We start from the raw sequence: 12,473 nt of genomic DNA on the forward strand, positions 1-12,473 counted from the left end.
GAAACCCAGGTTCGAGATCGCGAGGTATGACATGCAAGGCAGGGCGACGAAGTGGATGTGTGGCATCGTGGCGACGCTCGGCGTGGTGGTCTTGGCGATGGGGTGCAGCGGGAGCGACGGGTATGGGGCGTGCCCGGCGGACAACGGGAGCGATGAGGTTTGCGTATGGGAAGGCGGGATCACGTTCGTACCGGACAAGGTCTTGCTGGCCGACGGGTTCGTCTTCGTGCACGGCGAGATGATGTGGTCGCCTTGCGCCATGACCCCAGGCAAACAGATTCGCTCGTACGGCATCGACCCGATGACCGCGGTGACGGAGCGGATGGACGCGCCTGCCGACGCGGAGCCGGTGCCCATCCCCGCCCAGGGCAAGATCGAGGTGAAGCTGGAAGGGACCATGCGCCGCGTGGTCATCGACCCCAGCGCCACCATCTCCGTGAACAAGTCGAAGCTCCCGATCGGAGAAGTCGTGAACGACGACAACGGAATCACCGTGCCGATCGAGCTCGAAGCCGTCTGCGATGAATGAACGGCCCAGGGTGGGGAACGGCTGCCCCAAGGGGTGGGGAACGGCTGCCCCACCCCGGGGCTCGGTTTCGTAATGCGGAACGCCGCCGTTTTCCGCAAAAGTTCTGCGGATGTGGAGCGACGGCCCAATTTCGTGATCCACCCTCCAGGACGATGGGTCGGTACGCGCATTGCTGAATCGGTCGGCCATGCGAACGACGTCGAAGTGGGCCCTTGTCTCCAACGTGCTCGTCCTTGCCTGTGGCCTCGCGCTGAGCGGCTGCGGCGGCGAGCCGCCGGACGAGCTCGATCCGGCCTCGGCGCTCGGCGGCGACGAGTGGCTGGACGACGGCCCTCCGCCGGGAGAGGAAGCCGTGGACGAGGAGGTCGGCAGCACGAGCGAGGGCGTGAGCGACATGCCCGCCTTCCAGCTCCCGTTCCCTTGCGGGCAGGTCTGGGCGGGACAAACCAGGACGAACCATAGCCCTCAGAACTCGGTCGATTTCAACCGCAACGACGACATCGGCGACGCGGTCGTGGCCTCGGCCGCCGGAAAGATCACGCGCGTCGCGAACGAGGGCAACACGAGCTACGGCCGCTGGATCGAGATCGACCACGGCAATGGGTACCGCAGCCGGTATGCGCACTTGAACTCGCAGCTCGTCTCGGTCGGGCAGAGCGTGAGCAAGGGCCAGAAGATCGGCACCGTGGGCAACACCGGCGGCTCGACCGGCGCGCACCTCCATTACGAAGTGCGCCGCAACGGCATCGCCATCAGGCCCGTCTTCAATGGCTCCACGGCGTTCTTCTACGGCACCAAGAACTACACGAGCAAGAATAGCTGCGGCGGCAGCGACGGCGGATCCGGCGGGACGTCCGTCACCGGCACCGTGAACACGAATGGCGCCGCTCTCACGGTGCGCGCGGACGCGAGCACGAGCAGCGCCGCGGTGGGCTCGGTCGCGGACGGCGCCAAGGTCACCATCACCTGCCAGAAGAAAGGGACCTCGGTGACGGGCACCTATGGCACGTCGACCCTCTGGGACTTCATTGGGAACGGCTACGTGTCGGACGCTTATGTTTCGACCGGCTCGGACGGTCAGGTCGCGCCGACCTGCAAGTAAGCCCGCCTTCGCCGGGTTCGTCCGGACAGAGAGCTTCCCGCCCGCATCCTCCGCTCCGCGTGTTCCTTGGTCTCCCGGTTGCAAGGGAGTTCGTCACGCGACCGGCGCCGCCTTGCGCATGTAGCGCTTGACGAGCGACGGCCTCCCGGGACCAAGGTAACGTGATGGGCCAGCCACCCAAAAACGGCCAGAAGCCAGAGACCCTCTCGGGTCCGGAGGCGCTCGCGATCGCCGATACGGTCGCCCCGTCTCCCCCGGAGAAAGCGGCCCCGGTCACGGTCAAGCTGGCGCGCGAAAGGCGCCGACGACGCGGCGCGAACCGCGCAGACGAAGCACCGCCGACGGCGAGCGCATCCCCCGCGGAGGCGACCACCGAGCCGCCCCCCGAGATCTCCGCCGAAATTCCCGCCGAAATTCCCGCCGATCTGCCTGCCGTCTCCGAGCGCTCGCCCCTCGTGGATCCCAAGCGCTGGGATCGTTACGAGATCGTACGATTCCTCGGCCGGGGCGGCATGGGCTCCGTCTACGAGGCCCGCGATCGGCGGCTCGCCCGTCACGTGGCAATCAAGTTCATCCACGGGGCCGATCCCATCACGACGAAGCGCTTCCTCCAGGAGGCGCGGGCGCAGGCGCGCATCGATCATCCGAACGTCTGCAAGGTGCTGGAGGTGGGCGAGGTCGAGGACAAGGCGTACATCGCCATGCAGCTCGTCCAGGGCCTCTCGCTGAACGACGCGGCGCAGTCGATGTCGATCGACGACAAGGTCCGCGTGATGAAGACGGTCACCGAGGCCGTCCACGCCGCGCACCGCATCGGCATCATTCACCGCGACATCAAGCCCGCGAACATCATGGTGGAGAAGAGCGCGGGCGCGGACGCACCTCCCTCGTATCGACCCGTGCTCATGGACTTCGGCCTCGCGCGCGAGGCCAGCGAGACGAAGGGCCTGACCGAATCGGGCACGGTCATGGGGACGCCGGGGTACATGCCGCCCGAACAGGCGCGCGGCAGCGTCCGCAGCATCGATCCGCGCAGCGACGTCTACAGCCTCGGCGCGACGCTCTACGACATCCTCGCGGGCGCGCCGCCGTTCGTGGACGAGAGCGCCGTCAACGTCCTGCTGAAGGTGCTCATTCAGGACCCGGTGCCGCTACGGGAGAAGGATCCGTCGATCCCGCTCGCCCTCGACATCATCGTCGGCAAGTGCCTGAACAAGGAGCCCCACCAGCGATATACGACCGCGGCCGAGCTCGCCGACGACCTCGATCGTTTCCTCAACCGCGAGCGCGTGCTCGCGCGCCGCCTCGGGCTGCCGACGCGCCTGTACTGGCGGGCCAAGCGAAACAAGCCGATGGCCTTCGCGGTGATCGCGCTGGTATCGAGCCTCGTGGCGTTCGCCGGCTACGGCGTCCGCACGGTGATCGTCAATGCCCGGAACGAGGCGATCGCGCAGAAGCGCGCCGAGCTCGGGCAAAAGCTCGGCCAGGCGGTGAAGGACCTCGAATGGCTGGTGCGCAGCGCGTACCTCGTGCCGCTGCACGACACGGGCCCCGAGAAGGCGGTCGTTCGCGCACGCATGGCCGAGATCGAGGCCGAGATGCAGAGCTTCGGCGACCTCGCGGCGGGGCTCGATCATTATGCCCTCGGCCGCGGCTACCTCGCACTGAAGGAGTGGGACCAGGCGCACGCGGAGCTCGCGCAGGCCGCGACGCTCGGCGTGCGCGAGCCCGAGCTCGATTATGCGCTCGGGCGTGTGCTCGGCGAGCTCTACAGCCGATCGATCGAGGACGCGCGCAAGAGCGGCGACAAGAGTTACTTCGAGAAACGCAAGCAGGAGCTCGACAAGGAGTACCTCGAACCGGCGCTCGCCCACCTCACGCGCTGCCGGGGTTTGCCGACGGTGCCGGCCAGCTACCTCGAAGGCCTGATCCACTTCTACAACCGGCGCTACGACGAAGCCCTCGCGAGCGCGCGGAGCGCTCGCGTCGGCCTGTCGTGGCTCTACGAGGCCGAGAAGCTCGAAGGCGACGTGTACATGGCCCGCGCCCAGGGCGCGAAGGATCGCGGGGACAACGACGAGGCCGAGCGGGATTTCGCGCAGGCGGTGGCGCATTACGAGCAGGCCGCGGACATCGGGCGGAGTGATCACCAGATCTACGAGGCGCTCGCGGAGGCGTGGATCCGGCAGGAGGAGATGGACCTCTACAGCGGCCGTGATCCCAAGCCGAAGCTCGACAAGGCCCTCGCCGTCGCGGACAAGGCGCTCGTCGCGGCCCCCGCGGAGTCGAACGGGCACACGAAAAAGGCATTCGCGTACAATTTCCAGGCGCAATACGGCGAAGGTCATGGCGCGCCCCGCGAGGACGTCGAGCGACTGCGCCGAGCGCAGATCACCGCGGGAGAACAGGCGATCGCTCTGCGCCCGGGAGACGCGTACGCGCACGAGATCATCGGCCTCGCGTACACGAAGCTGGCCGAATCCCTGCTCGACCGGGGACAACCCGTGCAGCCCTTGCTCGACAAGGCGCATGCGTATCTCGAGGGCGCGATCCGCCTGAACCCCAAGTTCCCGTGGGCCTACAATGACTACGGACTCGCGCTCGGCTACTCGGCCGCGAGCAAAAAGCGACGCAACGAAGATTGTCAGTCGTTGCTCGAGAGGGCCATCGCGTCGACCCGGAAAGCGACCCAGCTCGATGAAGGGTACGTCATCGGCCACAACAATACGGCCGTCTGGCTGACGGACCTGGCCCAATGGCAATCCGACCATGGCCAGAATCCGGAGACGTCCGTGCTCGAAGCGGTGCAGACGGCAGAACGGGCCATTCAAATCAACCAGCGGAATCCCCTGGCGTACGTGAACGCCGGCCTGGCCAGCACGCTCCTCGCATCCTACCGACTGGACGCGGGAAAAGACGGGCGGGAGCTTGGCCGGGAGGCCATCGATCGCTTCAAGGCTGCCCTCGCGATCGACCCCAATTTCGTGTACGTCCAGCACGAGCTGGCCCGCGCGTATCACTTGCTGGGCGGCCACGAGCGGGCCCTCGGCCAGGACCCCCAGCCGAGCCTCGACGCGGGACTGCTCGCGCTCGCGCCTTGTTATCGTATCGAGCCTGAAAACCCCGACTGCAAGGCCGTGGAAGCCTTGCTACGGGCGGCGCGGGGGGCGTGGGCGCGGCGGGAGGATCCGGCTTCGTTTTCGTCGCTCGAGCAGGCCCAGGGCCTTGCGCGCGCGGCGACCCAAAAAGTCCCCGAGCGGGGAGATCTCTGGCTCTTGCTGGGGCAAGTCTCGCTCGAACGGGTCGAAGCCCTGCTCACGAGGGAGCCGAAGGCGCCGCAGGAGCCGATCGTCGAAGAGGGGCTCCACGGAATCGAAGAGGCGCTCATACGTGCGCCGGGTTTCCCGCGCGCGCTGGCCATCCGCGGCGCGTTGTACCTGCGCAAAGCGCAGCTTCAGGTCGATCCGACACAGAAGAAAATGGCGCTGGAGCGCGCTCGAACGGACCTGTCACAGGCGTTCAAGGGAAACCCGCTGCTCGAACACCGCTACGGGCCGACAGCTTCCGAGGCCGAACGGCTGGCCAAGGGGCCGTGATGAGGCGGGCGGCAATGAAGCAAGAACGGGGGGAGGAAGGGGCGAGGAGGCGCGAAACGATTCACAGAGCCGGCGGGACGAAGGTCGTGAACACGTTCGTGTAGCTGCGATTGGGCTCGCGGGTCGAGAAGAACGAGGGGCAATACCAGATTCCGCTTCCAGCGTCGACCAGCGGTGCATTGCAGCGCTTGTTCGCGAAGTTCTGGTTGGGCGACCCCAGGATCGCGCCCGCCAGCACGATGCGGTGCGTGCAGTTCGCGTCGCCCTCGGCGCAGCAGTAATTGCCTTGCGTCGCGAAGCACGCCCGACCGCTGTCCACCGGGTCCGCAGTGTCCGGACCCGCGACGTACGCGGTGGGATTCGTGGCGAACAAGTTCCCGAAGAAGCCGCCCTCCCGGATGGTGAGGTTGGGATCGGTGCAGGCATCACTAAAAGGCGTTCCCCCCGGACCGACGATGCAAAGCGCGAGCTCCTGGTTGTTCCCATTGAGCAGCGAGAGCAGGCACGAGCTCATGCGCTCGCGTTTGTCCTCGCCCGTGAGCCGATTGGACTTCCAGCCCGGGTAGAGCTCCCATTGCCCCGGGAACGTCTGCGTGCCGTCGTTCGTCGAAATCGTGAAGCTCGGCGCCACCGAACACTTCGCGATTCCCTTCATCATTGGGGCGCGGTTCGTCCCGTCGGCGGACATCCACGACTCCCATTCAGGTTTCAGCGTGCAACCCGTCGCGGTCACCGTGCCATTCTTGCAAAGCGGGAGCGGATCCGGGTTCGTGGACGACGTAATGCCAAAGCTGTTCGTCACGCTGCGCTTGAGGGGATCGCTGTCGACGGCAAAGGGCGGGAGGTTGTTACCGCCCGTCGGGCCGGTCGCCTGCACAGCCTCGTCCACTTCCCCCTCGAAATCCTCGATGTCGACGGGCTCACCTCCGCAGGCCGGAAGCGCCGCAGCCGACACGAGGAGCGCGCCTGCGAACCCGAACCGCGAAACCAGATGCGTGAGCTGCGTCGTCATGATGATCGTCCTCCTCGAAGTTCTTGGCATCTGGACTCTCCACGTTCTGTGCCAGCGCTCGAAGCGCCGCGAAAAAGGCCGCTCACGCAACGATTCCCCGCACGCTCCGCGTTGCGTGGAGGGCCTGGCCTCCAGGCTTGGAGGAACGAACCTCCATCCCCTGGAGGCCCCAGCCTCCATGCCTGGAGGCCCGACCCTCCATCCCCTGGAGGCGCGTCCCTCCAGGGCGGCCGCCTCGACCCGCCACCCCGCCGCGAGCGCCGCGTGGTAACGTGCGGCCATGTCGACGGATGGCACCCTGCTCCTCCGCCCCAGCGCGAAAGAGCTGCGGCTCGAAGGTTTTTCGCTCACCGTGATCGAGGGCCCGGACACGGGGGCCTCGCTGCGCGCTCCGAAGAGCGAGGTCTCCGTGGGCACCGCGCAGGGCAACGACCTCGTGCTCTCCGACCCGACGGTCTCCCGCCACCATATCAGCATCACCGCCACGCCCGACGGCTTTTTCCTGCGGGATTTCGATTCCTCGAACGGCACCTGGATCGGCAGCACCCGAATCCTCACGGGATACATCGACGACGGCGCGCGCGTCCGGGTCGGGCGCACCACGCTGCGCGTCGACCTCGTCGACGAGGACATCTGCGAGGCCTTGAGCCCCGAGGATCGATTCGGCTCCGTCCTCGGCGCGAGCGACGCCATGCGCCGCATCTTCGCCGCCCTGCCCCGCATCGCCCCGTCCGAGACCACCGTGCTGCTCGAAGGCGAGACCGGCACCGGGAAAGGTGTCCTCGCCGCGGCGATCCACGAGGCGAGCGCGCGCGCCCGCTCCCCGTTCGTGGTGCTCGACTGCACGGCCATCGCGCCCACGCTCATCGAGAGCGAGCTCTTCGGCCACGTGAAAGGCTCCTTTACCGGCGCGAGCGCCGATCGCCCCGGCGCCTTCGAGCAGGCCGCCGGCGGAACCATTTTCATCGACGAGATCGGCGAGCTGCCCCTCGACATGCAGCCGAAGCTCCTGCGCGCCCTCGAGGAGAAGACCGTCAAGCGCGTCGGCGGCAACCAGCGCATCCGGCTCGACGCGCGCGTCATCGCCGCGACGAACCGTGACCTCCGCACCGAGGTCAACCGCGGCACATTTCGCGCGGATCTGTATTACCGCCTCAACGTCGTGCGCATTCACATCCCGCCGCTGCGCGAGCGCACCGGCGACGTCGAGCGGCTCGCGCGCCATTTTTATGCCGAGCTCGCGCCGCATCGGACCATGCCGGCCGATCTGCTCGAATCCTTCTGCCGGCAGGCGTGGCCGGGCAACGTGCGCGAGCTGCGGGCCGCCGTCGAGCGCGCGGTCCTGCTCGACGATCCGGCCCTCCTGGCGCTCGGGAGCGGACCTTCCGAGGGCGGCGCGGGCCCTGCCGCGGAAGGCGAATTCGATCTGCGCGTGCCCTACCGCATGGCGAAACAGAGGGCCGCGGACCGCTGGGAGGAGCGCTACGTGCGCGAACTGGTTTCGCGCGCCAAGGGCAACGTGTCCGAGGCGTCGCGGCTCGCGCGCATGGACCGGAGCCATTTGCGGACGTTGATCCGAAAATACGACATTCGCAGCGGGGACGAGGGCGACGGCGGCGAGGGCTGAGCCCGAGAAGGGCTCAGAAGTGGTGTGCGTCGATGAAATCGTGCGGGGCCAGGATCTGGTAGCCGTTCAGGCTGCACCCGTTGTTCGTCCCCGAGGCCGTGTACGATTCCGGCGCGTTCGCGAGGTCGGCATGCCCGAGCCCCGGGACGCCGCCGGATCCGTCGTATCCGCAGGCGCCTCCGCCGTTCAGGCCCGCGATCTTGTCGCAGAGGCTCTTCGGCGCGATGAAATAATGCAGGTGGGAGTTCGAGCCCTGGTCGAGGACCGTGCCGATTTGATCTCCGCGCTTGACGGTTTGTCCCGGGGAGACCGTGCGCGTGGCCAGGTGGCCATAAAATGAGCACACGCTTGTCCCGTTCGGCATCGGGTGCTGGATGAGGATCACGTTGACGTAAGAACTTCCGTTCGGCGCGGAGACAAGCACGACCCCGTCCGCCACCGATGAGACGGCCGCGTTCGCCGCGCCGGCCTTGCCGATGTCCTCGGCGAGGTGCGCCCCGCCATACACGTCCCAATAATGCCCGAGCACCTGCCAGACCTGCCAGCCGGCTCCGCCCGCCGGGCTCGTGCTCTTGTCGCCCACGGGGTATCCGAAGGCTCCGCCGGTCGGCGGCTGTGAATTCGGGATCCCGGGGCCACAACACCCCGCCTTGCAATCCCACGTGAGGACGCCCGAGCCCTTGCAAGCGCCGTTGTTCCCATCGTCGCAGCTCGCGCTCGAATTGTAGAGCTGCGCGAGCACGCCGCACGAGGGGCTGCAGCAGCGCACGCAATCACTCGTCGGCGTGCCCGTCCCCGCGCACCAGTTGTGGGTGCCGTCGTCGCAGGTAAAGGTGCCCCCGGGCCAGCCATTGGCCTGGGCCAAATCCGCGCAGCTCGCTTGCCCCCCGCCGCCGCTGCCGCTCGACCCCGGGTTCGTACTTCCCTCGACGAGCGCCTCGATCTGACATTGCGCCACGGGGTTGCCCGGGTTGCCCCCGTTCTCCCCCTCGACGAACGTGAACGTCAGGACGCCGGGATCGTAGCCATACACGGTGTACGTCCACGTATACGGCCCGGATCCCCCCACGCCGCCCCATTGCGAGGCGGGCGCCCCCGGCCCGGTCACCTTCATGTTGACGTAGGCATAGGGCGTCTGGTTCGTGTACGAGACCGTGAGGATCGGCGAGGTGATGGGATTGCTGTCGAATGCGAATCCCGCGTCGCACGGCAGCATCGGCAAGCTCCCGCCGCTCCCCGAGCCGGGCCCCACGCCCGTCGAGGACGTCATTCCGCCCATCCCACCGCCGCCTCCCATTCCCGCGCCGCCCGTGCCGGGCCCGGTCGTGCTGCTGCTGCCCCCTTCCCCTCCGCTGCCCGAGGACGACGACGCGCCCGGCGAGGAGCACGCGAGGGGGAGCATCGCCAGCAGAAAAAGACGCGAGCGCATGGTTCGTGACGCGAAGGGCATGGCACGGACGAGACTATCGAACGAATGGCGGTGAGGGAAGCCCTTTCACCCTCTCATGCCACGAGGAGACGCTCGATGATCGCGCCATACTGGACGAGGTGCCGAATCCCGAGAAATCGTTCCCGCACACGCGCGCGCGCCGCGGCCCCGAGGCGCTCCGCCAAAGCCCGGTCCGCGAGGACCCGGTGCAGCTCGCCCGCGAACGTATCCAGATCGGTCGGATCTCGCAAAAGGACCCCGCTCACCCCGTCTTCGATCTGATCCTGGATCCCGCCGACGGCGCTGGCGATCACGGGCCGCGCCTTCCACATGGCCTCCGTCACCGTGAGGCCAAACCCCTCGTGCAGGCTCTTTTGCGCGACGATCGTCGCGTGGCGCTGCAGCGCATTGACGATCACCGCATTCTCCTCGACGTCCGCGGTCGGCAGCATCGCGAGGTGGACGTGCGTGCGGATGGCCGGCGGTTGTTCGAGAAAGGCACGGTAGACGGCCTCGAAGACGGCGGGGCCCTCCGGATCGTCGGCCACCGCGCGCACGTTCGGGCCCGCGAGCACGAGGTCGACCGTGGGGGCGGCGTGGTTCTGGACCAGGATCGAAAAACCGCGCAACACGCCGAGCATGTCCTTCAGCGGGTCCCAGCGGGACACCTGCACGACGAGCGGCGTCTCCCAGGCGGACGCGCGCCCGAGCCGAAGGATGTCGGCCGATCGCTCCACGCGCCCGGGCGTGCCGTCGCTGCGCACGAACGCATAACGAGGCGATGGTGGCGGAGGCCCTTCGAGGATGCCCACGTGGACCAGAATCGAGCGGACGGTGTGCTCGTCGAGCTCGATGTTCTTCGCGGAGAACGCGTCGATGCTGGGCTGGACGATCGACGCCCGCCCGTCGCGATACCGCGCTGGGACGTACCTCTGCCGGGAAAAAATCATGCACCCGACGCCGTCGAGGTAACGGGCGAGGAACCGCCAGCCGAGCTCGACCTCTTCATTCGTCTCGTCCGCGCCGATGTGGCACCGCCAGAGGACCCGCGCGCCCGCGGCGAGCAGCATCGGCGCAAGTCCCGCGGGTTGTGGGTCGTGCAGCAACACCACGTCGCCGGGGCGGACGAGTTCGCGCAGCTCGACCGCATTGCGGGAGAGGGTCTTCGCGTATACGTGATGCGCGGCCTCGTCGAGCGCAGAGCCATCGCCATGCTCGCCGTGAAGGGCATGGTGCAGGCGCTTCGTGATGCGAAAGAATTCGGGCGCGCCGCCGATGGTCAACCAGCGCACGTCGAGGCCCGCGCCGCGCGCGTACCCGAGGAGCGAATGCAGCATTTCCGCCACGCCGCCGCCCACGGCCGTCGAGTTGACGTTCCAGATGACGCCGCCGGCCAGCCGCTCGTGGAGCCCCTGCGCGAGGGCACGCGCCTCGTCGACCGCGGTTTGCCCCAGCAGGGGCACGAAGCGTTCGAGCGAGCGAACCTGCGCGGGGACTTCCTGCACGAGGGGCATCATCGGCCTTCTAAAGCCGACGACCCCGTTCAGGCGGCCAGGCGGACGATTTTCTGCACCGCTTCCTCGTCGTGCCCCCCGAGCGCGATCACGTCGGGCGCCTCGGGCGGCTCGTACGGCAGGTCGAAGCCGGGCAGCCCCGAGACCTTGCCCTCGCGCGCCGCGGCATAAAGTCCTTTCGCGTCGCGCTCCGCGCAGCGCTCGGGTGAGGCGCGGACGTACACCTCGAAGAAGCGGGGCGCGACGGCGCGCGCCTTTTCCCGAAAGACACGCAGGTGCGCCGTCGCCGGCACGAGCACTACGTGCCCTTGCCGCGCCAGCATCGCCGCCAGGTTCCCCAGCGTTTCGTAGAAATGGGCCCGCGCCTCCTCGCCATACCCCGGCGGCGGCCGCATCGCCGCGCGCACCACGTCCCCGTCGAGCAGAATGCTCGGTCTGTGTGCCTCGACAAACTTCCGAAACGCCCGATCGGCCAGCGTCGATTTCCCCGCCGACGGGAGCCCCGTGATCCACACGACCGCGCCGTTCACGAGAAGAGCCCTTCCGCCTCGTCCGGATCGAAGCTCGGCGCGTCGAGGACACGCTCGACGAACCCGAGGAGCGCGTCCCGCGTGCTCGCGTGAATCGACGGGTACCAGCGCGGATTGCAGAGCACGAGCGCCCGCCATGCGAAGAAGGGCGCGGCCACGGAGAAGAGCTCCCGATCCCCCGTCACGTCGAGGTACGTCTGGAAAAACGTCCGCCAGAGGGTCCGGAACGCGCCGTTCCACGAGCCGGGGGCTTCGAGCGCGAAGAACAGATAATTGATCGACAAACACGTGACGTCGTCCGCGGGTTCGCCGGCCGAGCCGCGGCTCGTGTCGAGGAGCCGAGGTTCACCCGCGCGATCGAAGACCACGTTGAACGGGTGGAAATCGCCGTGCGTGCGGCGGAGGCGCTCGCCGCGGCCCTTGAGCTTCCACCGCCACGCGAGGCACCGCTGCTCGATGCGGAAGAGCCGCTCGGGCGACGCCATCTCCACGCCCACCGGATACCCGTCGACGAGCCCGAAAATGCCCTCGCCGTGGCCGAGGAGGTCCCGGATCGCGCGCCGGTAGGTCGCGGGTCCGTCCTGACGAACCGCGTGGACCTCCGCGCAGAGCCGCGCGAGCGCCTCGCAGCGAGCGACGTCCCGGTCCGTGAGGGCGCGCTCGCGGGCGATCCGCCGGAGATCGTCGGCGTAGACGTGCCCCTCGACGTATTCGGTGACGAGGTAAAACTCGCCGCTCCGTCGCAACGACGCGAGGCGGCCGTCGTCGAGGACCGCGCCCACGTCGAGCGCGCGTACGTGCCGCGGGATGCGCGCGAAGCTGTCGAACGCGAGGAGCAGGTTCGCGGCCCGGTCCGCGCGCCGGTCGTGCCCGAATTCGTCGGGTTTGGCCGTGTGCAGGCAGAGGTCGCTCTCCGCGCCGTCCGGCCTGCGCACCCGGATTCGCAAGGGCACGCCATATCCAATGGCCTTGCCCGTCGCCCCGCCGTCGTCGTCCTCGTCGGGGCCGAGCCGCGAGACCCGCAGCACGGCCGCGCCCGGCATGACGCCGGCGACGAGCTCGCTCACCTCGTCCTCGATCTCGGGCGGCTTGGCTCTCGTCATCACGTCACCTCCGAAAGGGTTCGGACGAACG

At 68.1% G+C, this 12,473-nt stretch carries 9 protein-coding genes; 4 read left to right on the plus strand and 5 right to left on the minus strand.

Annotated elements, in window-relative coordinates; genetic code table 11:
* Nucleotides 1-31: 31 nt before the first annotated feature.
* The 3 genes from E8A74_RS06935 (at nucleotide 32) to E8A74_RS06945 (ending at nucleotide 5,227) form a co-directional block, all read left to right on the plus strand.
* Entirely contained in the window at nucleotides 32-529 is a 498-nt protein-coding gene (locus E8A74_RS06935; RefSeq protein ID WP_136928132.1) for a hypothetical protein, read from the plus strand.
* A 187-nt stretch (nucleotides 530-716) separates the two neighbouring features.
* A complete protein-coding gene (locus E8A74_RS06940; protein ID WP_211365306.1) occupies nucleotides 717-1,631 on the plus strand; it encodes a M23 family metallopeptidase in 915 nt (304 codons plus the stop codon).
* 164 nt (nucleotides 1,632-1,795) lie between these two features.
* On the plus strand, nucleotides 1,796-5,227 hold the full coding sequence (locus E8A74_RS06945) for a protein kinase domain-containing protein (RefSeq protein WP_136928133.1): 3,432 nt from the start codon (nucleotides 1,796-1,798) through the stop codon (nucleotides 5,225-5,227).
* A gap of 61 nt (nucleotides 5,228-5,288) precedes the next feature.
* Here E8A74_RS06945 and E8A74_RS06950 read toward each other — a convergent pair whose 3' ends face one another.
* A complete protein-coding gene (locus E8A74_RS06950; RefSeq protein ID WP_136928134.1) occupies nucleotides 5,289-6,239 on the minus strand; it encodes a hypothetical protein in 951 nt (316 codons plus the stop codon).
* A gap of 280 nt (nucleotides 6,240-6,519) precedes the next feature.
* On the opposite strand from E8A74_RS06950, the gene E8A74_RS06955 reads away from it, so the two are divergent.
* Entirely contained in the window at nucleotides 6,520-7,866 is a 1,347-nt protein-coding gene (locus tag E8A74_RS06955; protein ID WP_136928135.1) for a sigma 54-interacting transcriptional regulator, read from the plus strand.
* A 13-nt stretch (nucleotides 7,867-7,879) separates the two neighbouring features.
* On the opposite strand, the gene E8A74_RS06960 is transcribed toward E8A74_RS06955, so the two are convergent.
* The 4 genes from E8A74_RS06960 to E8A74_RS06975 all read right to left on the minus strand — a co-directional run bounded on the left by E8A74_RS06960 (nucleotide 7,880) and on the right by E8A74_RS06975 (nucleotide 12,442).
* Nucleotides 7,880-9,295 (minus strand): M23 family metallopeptidase, encoded by a 1,416-nt coding sequence (locus tag E8A74_RS06960; protein WP_170228917.1) that lies wholly within the window; start codon nucleotides 9,293-9,295, stop codon nucleotides 7,880-7,882.
* Nucleotides 9,296-9,369: 74 nt separating this feature from the next.
* Nucleotides 9,370-10,812 carry a glycosyltransferase gene (locus E8A74_RS06965; protein ID WP_136928137.1) on the minus strand — a complete coding sequence of 481 codons (1,443 nt, stop codon included), beginning with the start codon at nucleotides 10,810-10,812 and terminating at the stop codon, nucleotides 9,370-9,372.
* A gap of 26 nt (nucleotides 10,813-10,838) precedes the next feature.
* Nucleotides 10,839-11,339, minus strand: coding sequence for an adenylyl-sulfate kinase (locus E8A74_RS06970; protein ID WP_136928138.1), 501 nt, complete (start codon nucleotides 11,337-11,339; stop codon nucleotides 10,839-10,841).
* On the minus strand, nucleotides 11,336-12,442 hold the full coding sequence (locus tag E8A74_RS06975; protein WP_136928139.1) for an aminoglycoside phosphotransferase family protein: 1,107 nt from the start codon (nucleotides 12,440-12,442) through the stop codon (nucleotides 11,336-11,338). Before E8A74_RS06975 ends, E8A74_RS06970 begins: the two co-directional genes overlap by 4 nt.
* Between the last annotated feature and the right edge of the window lie 31 nt (nucleotides 12,443-12,473).

Origin of the sequence: Polyangium fumosum (assembly GCF_005144585.1) — a bacterium.
Classification (GTDB): Bacteria; Myxococcota_A; Polyangia; order Polyangiales; family Polyangiaceae; genus Polyangium; species Polyangium fumosum.